General features: G+C 37.7%; 25 protein-coding genes. 9 read left to right on the top strand and 16 right to left on the bottom strand.

Annotated features, from left to right (window positions below; all coding sequences use genetic code 11):
* Positions 1–174 precede the first annotated feature (174 nt).
* Entirely contained in the window at positions 175–1554 is a 1380-nt protein-coding gene (locus tag ACK1JC_RS02165; RefSeq protein WP_409510210.1) for a dihydrolipoyl dehydrogenase, read from the bottom strand.
* A 147-nt stretch (positions 1555–1701) separates the two neighbouring features.
* Here ACK1JC_RS02165 and ACK1JC_RS02170 point away from each other — a divergent pair, with 147 nt between their 5' ends.
* The gene (locus tag ACK1JC_RS02170) at positions 1702–3729 is read left to right on the top strand and encodes an Ig-like domain-containing protein (protein WP_409510211.1); all 2028 of its coding nucleotides are present in this window, start codon (positions 1702–1704) and stop codon (positions 3727–3729) included.
* Between the two features lie 155 nt (positions 3730–3884).
* On the opposite strand, the gene ACK1JC_RS02175 is transcribed toward ACK1JC_RS02170, so the two are convergent.
* Both ACK1JC_RS02175 and ACK1JC_RS02180 read right to left on the bottom strand, forming a co-directional pair.
* On the bottom strand, positions 3885–4304 hold the full coding sequence (locus tag ACK1JC_RS02175; RefSeq protein WP_409510212.1) for a beta-lactamase hydrolase domain-containing protein: 420 nt from the start codon (positions 4302–4304) through the stop codon (positions 3885–3887).
* A complete protein-coding gene (locus ACK1JC_RS02180; RefSeq protein WP_409510213.1) occupies positions 4297–4632 on the bottom strand; it encodes a TIGR01244 family sulfur transferase in 336 nt (111 codons plus the stop codon). Before ACK1JC_RS02180 ends, ACK1JC_RS02175 begins: the two co-directional genes overlap by 8 nt.
* 123 nt (positions 4633–4755) lie before the next feature.
* On the opposite strand from ACK1JC_RS02180, the gene ACK1JC_RS02185 reads away from it, so the two are divergent.
* The 3 genes from ACK1JC_RS02185 to ACK1JC_RS02195 are packed head-to-tail and all read left to right on the top strand — an operon-like array spanning position 4756 to position 6524.
* Complete coding sequence (locus ACK1JC_RS02185) at positions 4756–5655, top strand: alpha/beta hydrolase (RefSeq protein WP_409510214.1); 900 nt, start codon at positions 4756–4758, stop codon at positions 5653–5655.
* Complete coding sequence (gene trxC, locus ACK1JC_RS02190) at positions 5652–6083, top strand: thioredoxin TrxC (protein ID WP_409510215.1); 432 nt, start codon at positions 5652–5654, stop codon at positions 6081–6083. Before ACK1JC_RS02185 ends, trxC begins: the two co-directional genes overlap by 4 nt.
* An 18-nt stretch (positions 6084–6101) precedes the next feature.
* Positions 6102–6524, top strand: a complete 423-nt coding sequence (locus tag ACK1JC_RS02195; protein ID WP_409510216.1) for an acyl-CoA thioesterase — start codon at positions 6102–6104, stop codon at positions 6522–6524.
* A gap of 65 nt (positions 6525–6589) precedes the next feature.
* Here ACK1JC_RS02195 and ACK1JC_RS02200 read toward each other — a convergent pair whose 3' ends face one another.
* The 3 genes from ACK1JC_RS02200 to ACK1JC_RS02210 all read right to left on the bottom strand — a co-directional run bounded on the left by ACK1JC_RS02200 (position 6590) and on the right by ACK1JC_RS02210 (position 8283).
* Positions 6590–7111 carry an ester cyclase gene (locus ACK1JC_RS02200; RefSeq protein WP_409510217.1) on the bottom strand — a complete coding sequence of 174 codons (522 nt, stop codon included), beginning with the start codon at positions 7109–7111 and terminating at the stop codon, positions 6590–6592.
* 143 nt (positions 7112–7254) lie between these two features.
* Positions 7255–7767, bottom strand: coding sequence for a DUF4442 domain-containing protein (locus ACK1JC_RS02205; protein ID WP_409510218.1), 513 nt, complete (start codon positions 7765–7767; stop codon positions 7255–7257).
* 27 nt (positions 7768–7794) lie between these two features.
* Complete coding sequence (locus ACK1JC_RS02210) at positions 7795–8283, bottom strand: YajQ family cyclic di-GMP-binding protein (RefSeq protein ID WP_409510219.1); 489 nt, start codon at positions 8281–8283, stop codon at positions 7795–7797.
* Positions 8284–8374: 91 nt separating this feature from the next.
* Between ACK1JC_RS02210 and ACK1JC_RS02215 the strand changes: the two genes are divergently transcribed.
* Positions 8375–8683, top strand: coding sequence for a rhodanese-like domain-containing protein (locus ACK1JC_RS02215; RefSeq protein WP_409510220.1), 309 nt, complete (start codon positions 8375–8377; stop codon positions 8681–8683).
* Between the two features lie 52 nt (positions 8684–8735).
* On the opposite strand, the gene mnmC is transcribed toward ACK1JC_RS02215, so the two are convergent.
* The 4 genes from mnmC to ACK1JC_RS02235 are packed head-to-tail and all read right to left on the bottom strand — an operon-like array spanning position 8736 to position 12126.
* On the bottom strand, positions 8736–10610 hold the full coding sequence (gene mnmC, locus ACK1JC_RS02220; RefSeq protein WP_409510221.1) for an FAD-dependent 5-carboxymethylaminomethyl-2-thiouridine(34) oxidoreductase MnmC: 1875 nt from the start codon (positions 10608–10610) through the stop codon (positions 8736–8738).
* Positions 10611–10647: 37 nt separating this feature from the next.
* Positions 10648–11163, bottom strand: coding sequence for a hypothetical protein (locus tag ACK1JC_RS02225; RefSeq protein ID WP_409510222.1), 516 nt, complete (start codon positions 11161–11163; stop codon positions 10648–10650).
* Positions 11164–11169: 6 nt separating this feature from the next.
* Positions 11170–11472 (bottom strand): YciI family protein, encoded by a 303-nt coding sequence (locus ACK1JC_RS02230; protein WP_409510223.1) that lies wholly within the window; start codon positions 11470–11472, stop codon positions 11170–11172.
* A gap of 30 nt (positions 11473–11502) precedes the next feature.
* A complete protein-coding gene (locus ACK1JC_RS02235; protein WP_409510224.1) occupies positions 11503–12126 on the bottom strand; it encodes an inner membrane-spanning protein YciB in 624 nt (207 codons plus the stop codon).
* Positions 12127–12169: 43 nt separating this feature from the next.
* Between ACK1JC_RS02235 and ACK1JC_RS02240 the strand changes: the two genes are divergently transcribed.
* Positions 12170–13021 (top strand): PHP domain-containing protein, encoded by an 852-nt coding sequence (locus ACK1JC_RS02240; RefSeq protein WP_409510225.1) that lies wholly within the window; start codon positions 12170–12172, stop codon positions 13019–13021.
* 294 nt (positions 13022–13315) lie between these two features.
* Here the strand turns inward: ACK1JC_RS02240 and ACK1JC_RS02245 are convergent, their stop codons facing one another.
* Together ACK1JC_RS02245 and radC are read right to left on the bottom strand one after the other, a co-directional pair.
* The gene (locus ACK1JC_RS02245; protein WP_409510226.1) at positions 13316–14227 is read right to left on the bottom strand and encodes a bestrophin family protein; all 912 of its coding nucleotides are present in this window, start codon (positions 14225–14227) and stop codon (positions 13316–13318) included.
* Positions 14228–14303: 76 nt separating this feature from the next.
* Positions 14304–15002, bottom strand: coding sequence for a RadC family protein (gene radC / locus ACK1JC_RS02250; RefSeq protein WP_409510227.1), 699 nt, complete (start codon positions 15000–15002; stop codon positions 14304–14306).
* 126 nt (positions 15003–15128) lie between these two features.
* On the opposite strand from radC, the gene coaBC reads away from it, so the two are divergent.
* Together coaBC and ACK1JC_RS02260 are read left to right on the top strand one after the other, a co-directional pair.
* Positions 15129–16394, top strand: a complete 1266-nt coding sequence (gene coaBC / locus ACK1JC_RS02255) for a bifunctional phosphopantothenoylcysteine decarboxylase/phosphopantothenate--cysteine ligase CoaBC (protein ID WP_409510228.1) — start codon at positions 15129–15131, stop codon at positions 16392–16394.
* 182 nt (positions 16395–16576) lie between these two features.
* On the top strand, positions 16577–16954 hold the full coding sequence (locus ACK1JC_RS02260; protein ID WP_409510229.1) for a cytochrome b562: 378 nt from the start codon (positions 16577–16579) through the stop codon (positions 16952–16954).
* Positions 16955–17721: 767 nt separating this feature from the next.
* Here ACK1JC_RS02260 and secB read toward each other — a convergent pair.
* From secB to rsgA, 4 genes are all read right to left on the bottom strand, one after another.
* The gene (gene secB / locus ACK1JC_RS02265) at positions 17722–18174 is read right to left on the bottom strand and encodes a protein-export chaperone SecB (protein ID WP_409510230.1); all 453 of its coding nucleotides are present in this window, start codon (positions 18172–18174) and stop codon (positions 17722–17724) included.
* A 39-nt stretch (positions 18175–18213) separates the two neighbouring features.
* The gene (gene grxC, locus ACK1JC_RS02270; RefSeq protein ID WP_409510231.1) at positions 18214–18471 is read right to left on the bottom strand and encodes a glutaredoxin 3; all 258 of its coding nucleotides are present in this window, start codon (positions 18469–18471) and stop codon (positions 18214–18216) included.
* A 15-nt stretch (positions 18472–18486) separates the two neighbouring features.
* Positions 18487–18900 (bottom strand): rhodanese-like domain-containing protein, encoded by a 414-nt coding sequence (locus tag ACK1JC_RS02275; protein ID WP_409510232.1) that lies wholly within the window; start codon positions 18898–18900, stop codon positions 18487–18489.
* 92 nt (positions 18901–18992) lie between these two features.
* The gene (gene rsgA / locus ACK1JC_RS02280) at positions 18993–20051 is read right to left on the bottom strand and encodes a small ribosomal subunit biogenesis GTPase RsgA (protein ID WP_409510233.1); all 1059 of its coding nucleotides are present in this window, start codon (positions 20049–20051) and stop codon (positions 18993–18995) included.
* Between the two features lie 121 nt (positions 20052–20172).
* On the opposite strand from rsgA, the gene orn reads away from it, so the two are divergent.
* On the top strand, positions 20173–20730 hold the full coding sequence (gene orn, locus ACK1JC_RS02285; RefSeq protein ID WP_409510234.1) for an oligoribonuclease: 558 nt from the start codon (positions 20173–20175) through the stop codon (positions 20728–20730).
* The last annotated feature ends 64 nt before the right edge of the window (positions 20731–20794 follow it).

Below are 20794 nucleotides of genomic sequence, written 5' to 3' on the forward strand. Positions count from 1 at the left end.
CCCATGTGAGAGTAAGTCATCGCCAGCTTTTAAATCTAAAACACCCTCTGTCATAAGACAGAGGGTGTTTTTTATTGATGATTAATAAAAGAAAAAAATAATAGTGATTAATAAAAATTAATAGGAAAATAAAAAGAAGAGCAAAGGATCTGCTTTTGTTATTATTGAAAGAAATTAAATGGCATTTAATTGGCGTCTAGCATGTTTAAGGGCTGTCCGAAGACCTTCTTCAAGTGTCGGATGATAAAAAGGTTTTTGTAAAATTTCATCAATGGTAAGGTCTTCTGAAATGATCCATGATAATAAATGAGCTAAATGTTCAGCAGCATCTACAAATAATTCGGCACCAAGAAGTTTGCATGAAAATTTATCTACGTAAATTTCAACAGCACCTTGATTTGTAGCACTGACTATAGCTCTACCTTGTTTTTCATAAGAAACAAAACCTGTAATAAAATCAATATTGTCATTTAAGAGTTGCTTATTACTTTGTCCAACAGTTGCCATTTGTGGCTGACTGAATAATATGCCAAGCGGTGTTAAAGTTTTAAGTGATTGAATATTTGGATAATTAAGACAATTATAAACAGCTAAACGGCCTTCATTTGCTGCTTCATGTTGAATAGGTGTAGCCGTATAGGCATCACCGACCACAAATATAGGGTAGTTAGCAAGCTGTTTATTTTGAGCATTGATAGGGAGTTGCTTTAAGTCTATAAATTTTTCATCAATATTCTTAAGATTCAATGTATTTAAATTACTTTGTCGTCCTGTCGCAGCTAATACATACTCAACAGTAATATTTTCATTTATATCATTTTGGAGATATTGAATATTAATGGTATCACCTGATTTTTTAATTGAATCGGGTAGAATTTCAAATTTGATATTTAACTCTTTTGATAGTTCTTCTTGAGCTAGTTTTTGTAATTGAGGGCTTGTTAATGAGCCAACTTTTCGGCTACGTGCAAATATTGTTGTTTCAACATTGAGGCGTGTAAGTGCTTGAGCTAATTCTAGGGCAATCACGCCACTGCCAATAACTGCAATCGATTTAGGGAGTTGTGGTAACTCAAAGATTTGATCTGATGTAATGAGTTTATTTCCAATTTCATCTTTTACTTGTTGATCAAAAATAGGTGTTGTTCCTACAGCGAGTATAAAACTTTTTGTTTGATATTTTTTATTATTTACTTGAATAGTATTTGGATCAATAAATGTTGCTTTACCTGAAATGCGATGTTTAGGATTCCATGAGTTGACATCTTTTAATGTTGCTTTTGTAAAACGATCACGCAGTTTTTGGACATGTTGCATTACTGCTGATGTGTCGATTTGACTTTCTGTGATTAAAGATAAATTATCGGCATGCTGAATATCATGCATTCGATTTGCTACAGAAATAAGGATTTTACTTGGCATACATCCGACTCGTGCACAGGTCGTATCCCAATCCCCATCATTAATAATTAAAATATTATCTGTTTTTTTGATGGCCTCTTTATAGGCCGCTATTCCTGCTGTGCCTGCACCAACAATAATGATGTCATACATAATTTAATCCATAATTTAGAAACATTTTTTAAACAGTTTTATGTTGAATATTTACACAGCATACGAACTGTGGTTACATAGCAGATATTTTACAAACTTCATTAAAACAAATTTATTGGGAACGAGCATAGCTGTTTGGGAATTTTTATGAAAAAAAAATTAGCGTTAAAATTATCTGCTATAGCAGTATCCACCGTTTTAGCTAGTTGCGGTGGTGGGGGAAGTGATGGTTATTTTGGTCAAGATAATAATACAGGTGGAAATCAAAATCCAGGTTCAACAGATGCTGTGGTTGCTGAACTCTTATCAATTGGTCAAAGTAAAAGTAGTTTAAATGCGGGTACTGAGGATAGCTTAGTTCTTACAATTCGTACACTTGATAAAAGTGGCGGTATTATACCGAAGTCGAATATAAAAGTAGAAATTGTTGATGCTCAAAATGCAGGTGCGAGTTTGAGTACCCCTACAGCTTTAGTCAGTGATGAAAATGGTATCGTTACAACTAATCTTGGGTTGGTGAGTGCAAATCTTAATTATAAAATGAACCGAACCATAACTGTAATTGTTACATCTGGTACGGTTAAGCAAGAAATAGTTATTCCTGTGAATGGTACGGTAGTTGATATTTCTTCTGATGTAAATCTTCTTGAAGAAGGACAAAATGCAGCAGTAACTGTTAAGGCTGTAGATGCAGCAGGTAAAGCTCTTGTTGGAGCAAAAGCATCATTAGTTGATGCGACAGGCGCAGAAGTATATTCTGCTGTTACAACTGGTCAAGATGGTAGTGCAACTTTTAAAGTTCCTTATGATAAAGTACGAAACTCTCCGAATCAGAAACTTGAGTTACTAGGTAAGATTACTGTTGATGGTAAAAATTTGTCAGTTTCTAATTTGTTGAGTGCAGGAGGTGTTACTTTAGCTGCGAACATTGCGAATAATGTTATTCAAACTGTATCTGACTCTAGTCCAGTTGGTGTGGGGATTAGTAAAAATATTATAGTTAAAGTTACAGCAGCAACTCAGGCAGAGCTTATAGGTAAAACGGTAAGTTTTGAAACAACCAATGGTACTATTACTCCATCTTCTACGATTACTAATATTCGTCAAGAAAGTGGTAAATGGGTTGGTGATGCTACAACGACTTTAAAAGGTTCAATTGCTGCTGTAGCAACAGTTTCAGCTCAATTTGGTAATGATATTGTTTATATTTCACAACAAATTAGTGCTGGTGCACCAAAAACAGTATCTATTCAGTCTGAGGCAAGTGTTTTAGCACCAGGTGCAAGTACTAAGGTAATTGCGCTTGTAAAAGATGCAAATGGCACTCCTATTCCAAACACCAAAGTAAATTTTACTGTTTTAAAAGATACTTCTTCTAATGGTAGAATTTCTCAACCATCTGCAATGACAGATTCAGCGGGCCGTGCAACCGTAATTTATACTGCTGGTTCTGCACAAACTCTTGGTGATGGCGTTGAAATTCAAGCAATCGCAAGCAATTCTTCAGCACCAGCCCCTGTATATTCTGAAAACTTATTATTAACAGTTTCAACACAGTCGGCATTTATTACAGTCGCTCAAAACCATGAAATTATAAAAGTTACAGGTGATAATACTTATTATTATAAAGAGTTTTCAGCCTCTGTTGTAGATACAGCTGGTAATCCAATTGCAAATCAAAAAATTAGTATTTCACTTGGCCTAAATAGTTTCTTAAAAGGGCAGTTCAAGTGGGTACGTGATTATAATTACGGTCAGGATGGCAGTGGTTCTTGGGCTTGGTTAAGTTCGCTTCAATGGTCTCGCGATTATATGACTTATGTTAATGGTATTTCAAAGCCAGTAGTAACTTATGTTGAATGTCCGAGTAATGAATTCCCAAATCCTGTTTCTATTTTAGCGGCAGATAATTCAATATTGGGTACAACAGGAAGCTTTGTAACCGATTCTCAAGGGAAGTTTGATTTTAAAGTTAGGTATAATCGAAATTACTCGAGTTGGTTACGTGTTAATTTGACTGCTTCCACAATTGTTTCAACGAAAGATAACAAGACAGCATTATCCTTTATGCCACCAGTTGCAGCAGATGATGTAGATGATATAGATGGTAAATGGCGTCCTGATATGGAAAGTCCATATGGCACAGATATTACAACGTGTTTAAATTATAAATAAGTTGAGTTGTATTAAAAAACAGCGCTTCGGCGCTGTTTTTTTTGGTAATACTCAAGGCTTAAAGTGCCGTACCCATACTAACACCTACGGTTGGACGTACATTCATACTGCTACACGCACTCAAAAGAACAATACTAAACATCACTAAAATTAACTTATTCATGGAGTAGACCTGCATTTTTTGCTTGATTGAATAATGTTGTTGATCTTGAACCACTTTTACAAATCATTAAAATAGGTTTCGGTAAGCTATTGTAATATTTTGCAAATTCAACCACATCTTGTTGCTGAACTCGTCCTGAAATCACAGGTTGATAAATTAAACTAATATGTGATTGTTCAGCAATATTACGCAATTGATGGGCTGTAACCAAATTACCCGCCTCATCATCAGGGCGGTTGACAATCACAGACTTAAACCCTTGTGACAGTAAACGATTAAATTTTTCATCCGTCATTTGTCCCGATACACTCACTTTTGTTGTGAGTGCGGTACTTTCAACGACATTTGCAAATATAGGTACAGTGTTAAATAGACTAAGACAAAGTAAGCATTGAATCAGATGCTTAGTCATCTAATAGATCCATTTGTTTCGCTAGTTGGTATAAGTTATTTGAGCGATTTCCTGAACGGCAAAACATTAAAATAGGTTTTGGAAGCTCATTGAAATGATTGGCAAATGTGCGTACATCAACTTCACTGATCTGACCAGCAATAACAGGTTGATACACATAATCTAAACCTGCTGCACGAGCGGTTGTTTCAAGTTCTGCACTCGTTGGTTGTTCAGGTCCACCTTCCATGTCAGGACGGTTATTAATAACCGATTTAAAGCCTTTTTCAACCACTTGAGAAATATGTTCAGGACCAATTTGACCTGCAAAACCGACTTGTTCGCTCATTTCATCACTCCAAAGTATGCATAAAACAATTATGTCTATATCATAACACTATGCCTTGAATTACATAGAACAGGCTAGGCAATCACAACTGAAAATAGACAAAAAATAATGCATGGAGTGCGTATGTATGATTATACGGTAGAGCCACTTTATATCGACAGCGGAAATGATGTGATTGCTGCAGATGTTTACCAACCGAAACAGATGAAAAGTCATGCTGTTATTCTCATGGCGCATGGATTTGCCGCACTCAGGCAGTTTAAATTAATTCATTTTGCAAAGCGTTTTGCACAAGCTGGTTATGCTGTTGTCCTTTTTGATTATCGTTATTGGGGAGGCAGTACTGGACAACCAAGGGAGTTGATTTCTCTTGGCCGACAGCTTGATGACTGGCGTGCGGTGATCACAGCAGTAACAACTAAAAAACAACTTCATCATAAACAAGTGATTTTATGGGGAACGTCACTCAGTGGTGGCTACGTACTGAATCTTGCCGAGGAAACAAAAAGCGTCTGTGCTGTAATTGCTCAAGTCCCATATGTCGATGGTGCTGCAAGTGCCAAGGTTTATCCACTTCAACATCTTGCTAAAGCCTTAAAGCTTTCGAGTCAAGACTATATGGGGAGTAAAATCGGACTGAAGCCTGTGAGTTTACCTGTCGTACATCCCTATGATTTATGTTGTATTCCAACTAAGCAAAGTTTCAATGGCTTTATGTCGATTGTACATCCTGATTATTTTTGGAGTGGTGAAGTCCCTGCTCGAGTTTTGTTTAAATTACTACGCTATCGACCGATTCAGTCAGTTAGGCAGATCAATATTCCGATACTAATGATTGCTGCGCAGCAAGATAGTTTTATCCCCATCGAAGCAAGTCGTGAAGCTGCAACAAATATGGCACCTTTTGTGGAGTATCATGAATGGAAGATGAATCACTTTGATATTTATCATGGGCAATGGTTGGAAAAATCAATTTTGACCCAATTAGAATTTTTAGATCAGCAAACTGGAGTAAGCAGATGATTATTGTATGTCCTTCTTGTGGTGCCAAAAATCGTATCCCTGAAGATAAAATTGCATCAAGTCCAACCTGTGGACAATGTCATCAAGCCCTGATCCCATTAGCACCGATTGAGCTAAATGAGCAAAATTTTAGTCATTTCATTAGTAACAGTGATTTACCTGTCATTATTGATTTATGGGCAGAGTGGTGTGGTCCATGTAAAATGATGGGACCGCATTTTGCTGAAGTTGCTAAGCATAATCCGAATGTGGTTTTTGCTAAAATTGATACAGAGGCTAATCCACGTTTGAGTGGTGCTTTTAATATTCGTAGTATTCCAACATTGGTTTTAATGAATAAAACGACTGAAGTTGCTAGAATAAGTGGTGCGTTACGTGCTAACCAATTACAAGAATGGTTAGATCAACAATTGAATGCCTCTCATTAAGACCGGCTTGGAGTTATTGTGTCAGATTCTTATGAAAAACCCGAAGGTACATTGTCTTTACAGACAATTGCTATGCCAGCAGATACCAACTGGAGTGGTGATGTATTTGGGGGATGGATTGTTTCACAAATGGATTTGGCAAGTGCAATTCACGCAGAGCGTTTTAGTAAAGGACGTTGTGCAACAATTTCAATCAATGAAATGACTTTTCTTGTTCCTGTAAAAGTCGGTGATGTGATTAGTTGTTATACAAAAATTTTAAAAGTGGGCAATACTTCAATTCAAATGCAAATTGAAGTTTGGGATAGCCATGATGATTCTCGCCCTGCAAAACGTGTTACAGCAGGAGTATTTACCTTTGTTGCTGTAGATGTTGCAGGTAATAAGCGTCAAATTCCTGAAGCATCTAAACAAAGTTTTTTAGCATCACAAAATGTTTAAAAGCTGATGATTAAACATAATAAATCCCAACATTTCTTGGGATTTATTATGTTTAACTCGCTTAATTAAAACATTGTATTTTTATTTGCAGCTTCTACTGGAACCTCTTGTTGAACATCCCAATGTTCGACAATTTTGCCATTTTCAATTCTAAAAATATCAACAACAGCAACACCAGGATCTTGTGCATTTTGTGTCGAATGTACATGTAAAAAGACCAAATCACCTTCGGCTACTGCACGTTTAATGACACTTTTCGCGTTAGGATTTTCCTTAAAATAGCCTGTAAAATATTCTACAAAAGGTGCTTTACCATCGGGTACATGCGGATTGTGTTGAATATATTGCATACCAATATATCGATCAGCATAGTCTTTCACTTGATGTTTGAGAAAGACGCCTTCATAAAAATCTGTGACTATTTTCTTGTTCTGCTCAGCCAATTGTGTTGCGGAGATTGCATTTAATGTTGTCGTTGTGACCGCTGTTGCTGATTGATTAGGGGTTTGGCTACAAGCCGTCAGCATTAAAAAAGGACTTAAAATAAGACCAAGTGTAAGCCATTTTTTAGAATATTGGATTGACATGAATATGCTCAAAATGATGTAAATTTAGCATCATTTTGAGTGAATCAAGTATATTTCTATAGTGAAGAAACGTCACTGATTTTAAGTAATTTGGTAATTTTTAAACTTACTTAAAAGTAAGTTTTATTTACATTTATTCATTTTTAAGATGGTTGTTTATTTTTTAAACGGTCTTTTGACACCCAAGCCCAAACCATTTCACCTTTAACTGGTTCTTGACCTGATTCATCAGTAATGGTTACAGCAACAATCGTTTCACCTTTTTCTGAGGTTTGCATATCTTTGATCTGTTCTGCTGTAAGTGTCGCAACGGCTTGCATATCACCTTTAGATGGGCGTTTATAGTCCATGTGTAGGCTTTTGATCAGGACAATTGAGGTATCAGGGACATTCATTGCAGCAACAAAACCTGTAGCGGTTTCTGCAATTAAAGCCATTGCAACGGCATGCAATTGACCAATATGGTTTTGCATAGCACGATGATTCTTAATTTCTACAACAACTTTAGAAGAAGTGACTTCTATATATTTAATATTGGCTGAACCGACCATAGGTACGACTCGACCAAACGCTTTACTCCACAGTGTACTACGTACACCTTTTGGAAATTTTGAAGTTGCCTTAACAAGTTTGGCTAAACGATTGGTCTGAGTCATATTTGTACCTATGCGATCATTAAGATCTTAGTCCTTAAAGTTATTGAACTGTAATGGCACACCAAATTGTTGTTCTCTTAAGAAAGCCATTACTTGTTGTAAGGTATCGCGTTTTTTATCAGTTACACGAAGTTTATCCCCTTGAATAGAAGATTGCACTTTGATGCCGCTTTCTTTAATGGCTTTATTAATTTTTTTTGCGGTATCAGAGTCAAGACCATCTTTAAGTTTGATGACTTGAATCACATTTTTACCTGAAGCGGTCATTTTTTGTGGATCAAGCGCTTGAATATCAATTTTACGTTTAAAGAAATTATTTTCTAGCATGGTATACACCTGCTCACACTGAAATTCACTTTCAGTGGTAATTTTAATTTCTTTGTTTTTCTCATTGATATCAATAGAAACATCCTGACCACGGAAGTCAAAACGGGTTGCAATCTCCTTTTGAGTGTTTTGAACCGCGTGATTAACTTCAAAAATTTCCAATTCTGAAACAATATCCATAGAAGGCATGATTTTGACCTTTGCAAAGTGAAAGAATATCTGAGATGCTAGGGATGTTTTCTTCATTTGCCAAGTGTTGTTTACATCAAAGGAGTGCACAATGATCCGCAAGCAAGAAATTACAACATTTGAGTTCCCAGAAAATGCGATTATTTGGGATGTTCGTGACGCAAAAGCCTATGCTGAAGGTCATATCAAAGGTGCTGTTCATCAGCCTATTGATAGCTTGAGTTCAGATAGCTTGACTCAGGTGGAGGCGGATCAGTCCATTTACATTCTGTGTGGCGGCGGCAGTAAAGCGCCCCGTGCAGCTGAAAAATTAGAAACGATAGACGCTTCACGTGATTACGTGATTTTGATGGGTGGCACACGTGCAGCACGTGATGCAGGATTACCCCTCGAATCATAAGTATGAAAAAAAGCGCCGAAAGGCGCTTTTTTATGGTCAAAATAAAAAATATTTATCGTCTAATTGCCTGACGCATTTTTTTAAAACGAAACGGTGTTAAATATTTCCATAATTTTTCAGGTATAGGGCAAGCTTCATTTAAAATCATTGTTGCCAAAACCTCACTGCATAAGGGTGAGTAGAGAAAACCTTTTGATCCTAAGCCAGCCAAAGTATAGATTTCATTATCGCTGTTGAGTTTTCCTAATAAGGGGAAATAATCAGGTGTTTGTGCTCGTATGCTTGCACGCCCTTGCCATTCAGAGATTGGTGTCAGTGTTTGTGCATAGTCAGGAAAGACAGTATGCAGAAGCTCATAGTTGTGTAGGTGGTCATTTTCAAGTACATCCGTATCATCACGACCAGGTAAAAAGGATGCACCTAAAATCATTTGTTGATCATTCATTTGCATGCAATAACCACCATAGCTATATGTGGTATGCATCTTTAATGATTGCTTTGTATTATTGAACCAACTGACCTGACCACGAATTGGTTTTAACGCAGGATAATGTTCAAAGAAGATTCCACTTTGATGGGCTGTACAGACAATTACGTGATCGGCAAGCGGATAATCTACAGTGCTGATGTTATCAATATTTTTTGCTTTTAATTTGAGTTGAGTATTATCTTGTTTCTGTATGCCAATAATTTCAGCTTGAATTAGTGTGATATTTGGATGGCTCAGAATCTCATCTCGTAGCAGATACGGAGAAATTGCACCTGCTTGATGGAATGTGACATTTGCATAGTCAGTTTTTAAATCAGACGGTTCAACGTGTAATACATCATCGGGATAGTCATTTGCGATTGCCACAGCATCTTCATGATTTTTGAGTGAAATTTGATGAATAGACAATGGGCGAAATGCTTTGAAGGGTGAATAGTGGCATAAGGCATATTGCCAACTCACGGTCATGAGATGCTCATCAATATTTTTAATATTGCCAAGTTTTGGATTCAGTATCGCCATTGGATTACCAGATGCACCTGCTAATGCTGCAGTTTGCTCGTAAATGCGTACCTGATGTCCACGTTGTGCAAACACCCATGCACAACTTAAACCTGCAATGCCTGCGCCTATAATCGCAATATGGCGTTGTTTCGGTTGAACTGATATTTGGTGATCTTGAATGAAATCAGTATTTAAGTTTTCTGGTTTTTGCCAAATGGCTTTGAGCATTTCACGTTTGTGTTTAAAACCACGAGGACGACTAACGGTAATACCATGATCACGCAAACCACGTTTGACGACACCTGCAACGCTAAAGGATGAAAATGTCGTACCATAGCCCGACAAACGAACAATCTGCTTGAGTATATTTTCTTCCCAAAGATCAGGGTTGCAGGAGGGGGCAAAACCATCGAGAAACCAAGCATTGACCGTTGTCGTCTTAATCATTTGTGGAAAAACATCATGTGCATCGCCCAACCATAGATCAATTGAAAAGCGATGTTCAGGGAAATTTAGGCGATGGCAGCCTGCAAGTGGTAAGGGGTATTGTGCAATAAGTTGATCTGCGAATGGTTTGAGTTCAGACCATACATTTAATGCACGAATCAAATCATCTTTATTCAGTGGAAATTTTTCTACAGAAATTACATGTAGATGACTATTATTGTTAGGTTTGAGCTGTTGCCACATTTGCCATAAAGCCAAAATATTTAAGCCTGTGCCGAACCCTATTTCTCCAACACAGAAATAATCGAAAGACTGAAGTTGTGTTAAACGTTCAGCAAGATCATTGCCATTGAGAAATACATGGCGACTTTCAAGTAAACCATTGTCTTTAGAAAAATAAATATCGGCAAACTGACGAGAATAAGGAATATCAATTCCATCGATGGTTTGCCAATCGAGTTCGGCAGTTTGAATGGAATGTGACAACGCAGATTAACCTTTTAGAAGATGTGTCGCCGTGGATTTACCACTGACGACGACGTTTGGTATAAACATAACTTGCAATGAGGAAACCGAGTACAACACCAACAACAATGGTTGCTGCGCCGTACAAAAACATTTGCGCACTTTGTTCACTTTGCAGTACTTGAACTTGTACGCCTAAATTATCATTTTTCAGTTGTAATTCTTGATTCTGAGATAAAGCTTCGAGGTTGGCTTTTTCGAGTTGTTGTAAGCGTGTTGCTTGATCTTTAACTAAAGCTTTGGCTTTGGCCTCGATGGATGCTTTTTCCCGAATAATCTGTTCAGCAGTTAGGGGTTTATTTTCTTGTGTTTGAGCCTGTTGTTGCGTTGAACTTTTTGCTCCTGCAACCGCCGGTAAAATTTCAGGTTTATAAACTTGCTGTGTGACTGTGGCAGGTGGAGCAGTTGCAGTCGTCGCTTGTGGAGCGGGTGCTGTATTTTGCGCAACGGGTTCTGCCCAAGCAAATGAACTGATCAGCGCAAAGCCGATAATACTTTTGACTACGAACTGCATTACTTTTTATCCTTTAGGAAGCGCTTTGTTGAATGGCTTAACATCAACATGGCTATAAATGCCTTCTTTAACAAAAGGTTCATCCTGTAACCAAACATCGAGTGCTTCACGACTGTCAAAATCAAGAATCATCGTACTGCCATAAAAACCTGCTTGTGGGTTTTCACGGTCTTTTGGCATTGCACCTGCAACAATCACACGACCTTCAGCATCAAGTTTTTCTAGACGAGCAAGATGTTGTGGACGAACTGCAAGGCGTTTTTCAACAGTACCTTCTTGATCGGTACAGGTAATTACAAATAAAGGCATCTTTTTTCCCTGAATCTTATTGTCAACGGATTATTCTTCAGAAACTTTGAAGTGTTTTCTGAGTAAAACAAACTGGATAATGATAAAGGAAAACATCACCCCCATGTCACCAAATGTTGTGAAATTTACCCATATAGCATGGTCTTTTGATGGGTCAGGATAAATAAATCCGAAAAAGCAATGTAGGAATGCCATGAAGCTGAATAATCCAACCCATGCCCAATTGAGTTTCTTCCATCCTGTTGCGGAAAGATTAAGCACAGTTCCCATCATGCGTTGCACAAGTGGTTTCTTTTCCTTACCAATCATCGGGCTGATCATAAAGGCAAGTGAAAAGGCTAAATTGAGAAAAATTGCTTTATAAATCATGAAATCACCATCACGTAAAGCGAGGGTCAATCCACCAAAAATAAAGGTACTGACTAAAATCAGTAATTGAGGTTTTTCAAGTTTAAATTTTTGTGACACAAATAAATAAAGGTAAACAATTAATGTAGTGACCATTAATGCGAGGGTTGCTACCAAAATATTCTGATTGTCGACAACACCTGTAATGCCGACTTGCGCCAAGATGGCATGGCTTTGTTCGGGCTCTATTAACTTATAGACGGTAAAGAATATGATTATTGGTAAATAATCTAAAAATGCTTTCATGTTAAAATATCAAACTGTCCAGGTGAATAATGTAGTATAGAAGATGCAAGGCGTAGATTTACATACACATAGTAATATTTCTGATGGAACTTTGACTCCTGAGTTACTCGTTCAGACTGCAATCGAAAAAGGTATTCATACCCTTGCTTTGACTGATCACGATACCATGGATGGCTTAAAAATCGCTGAACAGGTTGCAAAAAATCAACCAATTCAGATCATTTCAGGGGTTGAGATTTCAAGCCAGTGGTCACGACCTGCGACCCAAAAAAGTTATGGTGTGCATATTGTTGCCTTAAACATTAAAAATCCTGAGCCATTACAAGCACTTTTAGAAGAACAGAAAAAAATTCGTGCTGAACGTGCAAAGCAGATTTGTGATTTATTGACTCCTTTAATTGGTTTCGATATTTATGCAGATGTGATTGCTAAAGTAGATGGTGAAGCAGATCGGATTACTCGAACACACATTGCAAAAACCTTGGTAGATAAGGGGGTTGTGGCACGCCCACAACAGGCTTTTGATAAATATATTAAAGAAGGCAAAAAAGCCTATGTAAAGTTTGATGGTTTAGGGTTAGAAGAAACCATCAAAATCATACATGAAAGTCAGGGTTTTGCTGTTTTGGCACATCCAACGCGTTATGATTTATCTGCAACCAATATTCGTTATTTGATTGAAATTTTTGCTCAATTTGGCGGAGATGCAGTTGAACTTCCACCTTATATAGAAGCTGCTTCAACTCGTCAAATGGTCGATCGAATGATTGAACAGTTTAATTTAAAAGTTTCAGTTGGTAGTGATTTTCATGGTGACAATATGCCATGGATTAAATTGGGAAATATTCCCAAAGTCAAAGAAGGTCAAGTGGGGATTTGGGAGAGTTTTAGTTAAGTAACCAATATTACGCATATCGCAAAATATATTTCTATAAATATTTATTCTTGTAAATTTACTTGGCAGAGTCTTACATCAACAATTTAAATTTAGGAATTAGCCTTTCGCAGAAGGTCATTTTACGAAACGGTCTTTCTGATTCGGCAAAATGAGCCGTGAAACTAAGCAAGGAAACCATCTGGCGAAGTTTCACGGCTCAACTCATGTCTTAAACAAATTCGGATGCCCTTATCTCTTATCTAAATTCATCAAGTAGCAAAACATAAGCTCTCTATTACTGCATAACATTATTTATAAAAGATTATGGTCTTGCGCTTGAATAGGTGGCGGTGTTGGTTTACCTAAAGTACCGAGCAACTCAATTTCAATAGTACGAACCATTGCATCAAGTGGTAAGTCATTACTTTGAGTACCAAAAGGCTCTTCAATTTCTGAACTGAGTGCATCTAGACCTAAAAATGTATATGCCAAAATTCCAACCAATAAGGGCGTTGCCAGCCCAAGTAATGATCCTAAGCTAAATGGCAACATAAAGCAGAAAAAATACACTGTTCTGTTGAGCAAAACAGAATAAGCAAAAGGTAAAGGTGTGGTTGCAATACGGTCACAACCTGTTTGTACTAAACTTAATTCAGAAACATGATTATTCATTTGAGTATAAATAATATCGGAAATTTCACCTTCTTTGAGTGCTTGCATTAACTCCCAATGAATCAGACTGAGTGTGTATTGTGGTGCATTATTTTGTTGATATAACTGCACTAAAGCTTGACGACTCATGCCACTGGTTTCAAGCAAGACATCTGAGCTCACCGTTTGATGGCGTAAGCGATCGCGTAAAACATTGGCAAAAACAATAACATGTTGGATTACCCGCTCACGACGACCTTGCGGTAAAATACGACAATCACGGTCAAAATGGCGTGCATTGGCAATGAGTAAACCCCAAAGTTTACGAGCCTCCCACCAACGGTCATAGCATGCTGTATTTTTAAAACCGAGAAAAATTGACAGTACAACACCAATCAGAGTAAATCCTGCTAGTGGGATCTCTGGAAAACGGTATAAATTAATGTACTCAATTCCGCCGACAATTGCAGAAATCAGCATGACGACACCAAGTGGCGGTAGAACTTTTGGAAGAATCGTTCCACGCCATGAGAATAATAGTTTTAAGGTGTCGTTTTGATCACGAACAATCATGGGTCTTGAATCTTTGAATTTTAGCTGATCTTCACCGCTTCATTACGACTTGTCAATATCATTTACTTAGAAATACTTATGTCGCGATTAAGTTATGTTCGGCAAAAGAAAAACTATGTTCACGGCTGATAATCAGATGATCAAGTAAATTAATTTCAGTCAGATGACAAGCCTTAAGAATATGTTGTGTCAGATCTAAATCTTCCTTTGAGGGGACAGCTAAACCTTGCGGATGATTATGTGCGATCACGATATGCGTAGCATGTTGCGAAATGGCATAACGCAAAATTTGATTGATAGAAATATTGCAATAATTTACTGAACCAAAAAATAGCTTCTTAAAGTGTAGTTTACGCAATTGGCTGTCTAAGCATAAAACAGCAAAAACCTCTTGTTGTTCACCTAAAAGCTCATACCGTAAATAATCGGTAATCAGGTCTGAACGGCTTAAATCAGTTGGTTGATTTAAATGATGTTGTAAATAACGTCGACCTAATTCTTTGACTGCCATCAATTGCGAATATTTTGTGGCAGCAATACCATGAAATTGGCTGATATCTTCAAGTGAAGCATCAAAGACGGCATTGAGCGAACCAAAGTGTTGAATCAAAATACGTGATAATTCCACTGCAGAATGTTGTTTTGAACCCGAACGTAGAAATATAGCAAGAAGTTCGGCATCTGAAAGGCTATTTGCACCTTGTGCCAATAAACGCTCACGTGGGCGTTCCTGTTCAGGCCACTGTTTAATAGATTGGTGTTCTATATTGCTCATTGAATTATTCATTATTATTCACTGTTTTAATTTATTTTACTTTTTAATTTTCCCAAGTGAATGTCTTGGGCTAAGCTATATTTAATGATATTGTGAGCGCCACTGCAACAGAAAGGTAGCCTGATCGTGAGTTTCGATCTCAGTGTATTTGCAAATAAAAATATTATTTTAGCTGTTACAGGCGGTATTGCAGCGTATAAAAGCGCAATTCTTGTACGACGATTAAAAGATTACGGCTTTAATGTACGTGTGGTCATGACACAAGGTGCACAAGCCTTCATCACGCCCTTAACTTTCCAAGCTTTGTCAGGTAATCCTGTACATACGACGCTACTCGATCCTGAGGCTGAAGCAGGCATGGGGCATATTGAGCTTGCTCGTTGGGCAGATTTGGTTTTGGTTGCACCTGCGAGTTGCGACACGATTGCAAAATTTGCAGCAGGCTTGGCGGATGATTTACTCAGTACGTTATATTTAGCCACCAAAGCACCGGTTTGGGTTGCTCCTGCAATGAATCAACAAATGTGGGCGGCAAAACCAACACAGCGCAATTTGAATACGCTGATTGAAGATGGTGTACATGTCATTATGCCAGAAGCAGGTTCACAAGCCTGCGGTGATGTTGGATTGGGGCGTATGCCTGAACCTGAACAATTGGCAGATCAAGTGAAAGATTATTTTCACCAAGCACAGCGTGCCATTGCTGAAAAATTTGGTTTACTTGCAGGTAAAAAAGTGACCATCACGGCAGGACCGACCCGAGAAGCGATTGATCCCGTACGTTATATTTCCAATCATAGTACAGGGAAAATGGGCTTTGCGATTGCTGCAGCATGTTATGCTGCAGGTGCAAAAGTTACGTTGCTAGCAGGGCCTGTCAGTTTAGATACACCGAATGGCGTACGCCGTGTCAATGTATCTTCAGCGATTAAAATGCTTGATGAAAGTCTGCATCAGCTAGAAGATGGTTGTGATATCTTTATTGCAACGGCAGCAGTTGCTGATTATCGTGTGGCTGAAGTTGCAGAGCATAAAATTAAGAAAGCGGGTGATGAGTTAGCGGTTTCTCTCATTAAAAATCCTGATATTGTCGCAACGATTGCACAACAAGAAAAACGTCCATTTATGGTCGGTTTTGCCGCAGAAACACGCAATGTTGAAGAATATGCTGCAGGGAAATTGGTGGCAAAAAAACTTGATATGATTGCGTGTAATGATGTTTCACGTAAAGACATTGGTTTTGCTTCAGATGAAAATGCAATGACGGTCTTTTTTGCTGAACAATATCAGATGGAAAAACGTGATCTAGAAAAAGCCTCTAAACAAGAGATTGCACAGCAATTGGTTGAAGCCATTCATGATGCCTTACATCATGAAATTGACCCTGTTTAAGGCAAAGTTTATGATCGGATAATGTTTGATTAAAAATGCAACGATTTCGTTGCGTTTTTAATGTGCTATACATTATGTTTATAGCCTAAAATTGAATGTGAAAAAGAATATAAACCCACTTAGGATATAGTCCGCCGAATTCTTTATAAGAGAAAATTGGTACTGATCAGGAAGAATCTAAAATGATTAAAAAGACATTCATCACAGCAATATTATCAAGTTCATTATTTTTAAGTAGCTTTAGCTTTGCAGCAAGTCTTGAACATAATATGGAAACCTTGGCGAAAAACTATAAAGCATTTAACAAGGCTGAAAATTCAGTAGATGCCTCAAAAGCATTAGATAATATGCGAGTAGCAGCAGTCGACTCAAAGAAAGTGAAACTAAAAACACAAGATAAAAAAGCAGTGACTTCAGATGCGCTATATGACCAAATTGTCACACAGATTGATAAAACGAAAGGCTTTGTGACAGCAGGGCAGTTGGAACAAGCTAAGGTTGAAGGAAAAAAGATTGCTGCAATTCGTGATCAAGGACATCATATTTATCACAATCATTAATATATAAATCACTATTGATCGGAAGTATATAATTCATAGTTTAGGCATTTAAACTGTGAATTTTTCTTTTCAGCATTATTTTTTATAATTAGTAAAAGCTATTAACTGTAAACAAGCAATCGCACAATCAATTATGAGCATAAAAATAGAGCTCCAAAATAATTGTGGGTATTCGATGGAGTGAGAAAGCGTATTGAGTGGGCTCAATTGGAAAAATGGATACATATCTATATGCACAAATGCATCGAATAAAATGTGACTGAAACTTCCAATGAGTGCACTAAAATATGCAATTCGCATGAAATTTTGCAGTTGGTATTTAAAAAGCCTTAGAAACCATTTGGAAATTGGCTTAATGATAAGGGGAGAAATACTTCCAATAAGCAAGGCGCCGACTAAATGATGTGTATATAGATGTAAATATTGCCAACCATAGACTATCCCCAATAAAGGCGCTATATCCATGAGCACTTGTGTACTAGCAAAAATCATTAAGCTGAAATGATGTTTTACAACAGTTTTATGCAAGTTCTAGTTCCCAAGTGCAGTGGTGTAAAAGGCATGATCATTCATATTTTGTGTAGTTAAATAGAATATAGGATGAATGTACGATGTGGGTTGTGAACTCTAAATGAAGTTTACATATTCATGTTTCATTAACAGATTTAGTTATTTTTTATTTGATGATTTACATTCAAAAAGACCGCAACAAGTGCGGTCTTTTCATTTTCGGCTAGGTCACTGTGAACTGAATCTAGAGCTTAAAATTAAGCTTGACCTTCAGCAGCAGCGCCTTGAGCACGTTCCATATTTGCTTCGAACTCAGCATCAAAATTGATTGGTGTCAAAAGCAATTGAGGGAAGCTACCTTTAGTCACAAGATCATTTACCGCTTCACGAAGGAATGGGAATAAAATGTTCGGGCAGTAAGCACCAAGGATGTAAGGAAGACGCTCTTCTTCTACACCATCAACCAAGAAAATGCCGGCTTGAGTTGCATCAACAATAAATGCAGTCTCACCGCCATTGTTTGCTTGAACCACAACTTTCAAAGAAACTTCAAAGTGTGTTGGATCAACTTTTTCAGCAGCTGAAGATAAGTTGATGCTTAACTCTGGTTGCCATTCTTTGGTAAAAACATTTGCGCCTGGAACTTCAAAAGATAAGTCTTTTGCATAAATACGTTCTAAAGCTAATTGTGGTTGTTGCTCTTCACTCATTATTTAATCCTTAATATTTTACAAAGTGATTTTTGTGGCTTAAGCCAATAGATCGTTGAGTTTGCCTTCTTTTTCTAAAGCATAAAGTTGGTCAAACCCACCAATGAACTGATCATTAATAAAAATTTGTGGCACAGTACGATGATTGGTTTTTTTCGTCAATTCAAGACGTACTTCAGGCTCTTCCTTATCCAAATTGATTTCGGTATAAGCAACACCTTTACGCTCAAGGAGCTGTTTTGCACGAACACAGTATGGGCAGAAAGTTGTAGAATACACTTTTACTTCAGCGGTCATGTTTTGACTCCTTAATTATGCTTTTTTGGCTTTTACTAAAGGTAAACCTTGAGCTTTCCAATTACTAATACCACCATCAAGACGGTAACTGTCAGCATGACCAACTTGTTGCAAAGCTGTGCCTGCAACTTGTCCCATATTGCAAATAAATACAAGTGGGCGTTCAGCTGACTTTAACTCTTCAATATGACTTGCAATTTGGCTGTAGGGAATATTACGGCTGCCACTAATATGACCTTCACGGAAATCTTTAGCATCACGTAAATCAATCAGCATGGCATTTTTAGCTTTAACTAAAATACCCAGAGATTGTGCGGAAATTTTACGACCATTACGTTGTCCTTCAAAAACGAAAAACAAAACAATCAATACAGCTAAAATACCAAACAGAAAGGGGTGATTCCCCATAAATTCGAACCAACGTTCCACAATTCACCTAAATTACAATTCAAAACTGCGTTGAGTATAGCGTATATATATGGTGATCAAAAACTTTGCTTCAAGGTCACCACATAAGAAAATTATTTTTTTTGTTGCGCTTCTGCAATTTCATCAATCAGTTTCAGATAACTGTCTAAACGTCTTGGTAAAATTTCATGATTTGCAACGGCTTGTTTGATCGCACATTGTTTTTCATGTGTATGCGTACAATTACGATATTGGCAATGCCCAAGCAAGTTGGTGATTTCACGAAAACCATTGTTAATTTTATCGGTATCTAAATGCCACAAACCAAACTCACGGATTCCTGGTGAGTCAATAAGCGCACCATTTTCACCAAAACGAATGAGTCGTGTCGATGTTGTGGTGTGTTGTCCAAGTGCTGAGTTTTCAGAAATAATATTGGTTTTCTGATCGGCATTAGGGATGATGGTATTAATCAGTGAGCTTTTACCTACACCTGACTGTCCAACAAAAGCAACAGTTTCACCATCAATACGCTGTTGAAGTTGACTTAAATCACCATCAGACTGTGTCAGCATGACTTCATAACCCAAATCTCGATATTCCTGTACCAATTGGAGGAGAGGATCTTGATCTTTGAGTAAGTCGGTTTTATTGAGGACTAACAATACAGGAATATCTGCATCGGCACATGCCACTAAATAGCGGTCAATCAGCGTGGGTGCAGGGTCAGGTAGTACAGCAAATACAACCACAATTAGACTGATATTTGCTGCCACTGGTTTGACTTTATGGTAACGGTCGGGACGAGTCAGCAAAGATGTCCGTGGGTGAATGGCCGTAATAATACCGAGTCCCGTGTTTGGGTCTGCTTGCCATGTGACACGGTCACCTGTTACTAATAACTCAAGATTGGTACGGGTGTGACAACGCCAAACGCTACCTAGCTCAATCGGTTTCCAAAATGGTTCAGGTTCACCCTCAGCAACAACAGGTTTAAGTGGGTGTTCATCGGGCACAGACAAGGCTTGAACCTCAAGTTGTCGTCCATAATGTTGTACCACCAGACCTTCCAAATCGTTGGATGTATCGACATCTTCTTGGCGGTTTTTCTGCTGTTTTTGAATGCGTCGTTGCTGCTGTTCTGTCAAACGACGCTTACGAATTAAAGCCATTCATACCCTGATTAAAGCGTGAAAATCAAAGGGCAAAATAGCATGATGGGCGAATGAATTACAGCGAAGATACAATAAATTTGCTACTATTACGCTTTATCGTTGAATAAGATTGCACAATATGAGCAGCACTCCAGATACCCGCTTGATTTGGATTGACCTTGAGATGACAGGTCTAGATACTGACAATGATCGAATTATTGAAATTGCGACTATTGTAACGGATGATAATCTAAACATCCTTGCGGAAGGTCCTGTGCTTGCAGTGCATCAATCTGACATTATTTTAAATGCCATGGATGAGTGGAACACACGTCAACATGGTCAGTCAGGTCTGATTGAACGTGTACGTCGTAGTAAATTGAAAGCTGAAGATGCTGAACAACAAACGATAGAATTTTTGAAAAAATGGGTCAGCCCAAAATCATCACCAATGTGTGGTAATTCAATTTGCCAAGACCGCCGTTTCATGCATCGTTTAATGCCTGAACTTGAACAATTTTTCCATTATCGTAACTTAGATGTTTCTTCTGTGAAAGAGCTTGCAAAACGCTGGCGCCCAGAAATTATGAGTGGTTTGAAGAAAAATGCATCACACTTAGCGATGGATGATATTCGTGATTCAATTGCTGAATTAAAATATTATCGTCAATATTTTTTTATTACCAATGATGACTAAAACTTGATTTGGTAAAGAAAAAGAGGCGCACAGCGCCTCTTTTTCTTTACATTTTTCAATTCAA

The organism is Acinetobacter sp. TY2, assembly GCF_046269225.1.
In the GTDB taxonomy this organism is placed as follows: Bacteria; Pseudomonadota; Gammaproteobacteria; order Pseudomonadales; family Moraxellaceae; genus Acinetobacter.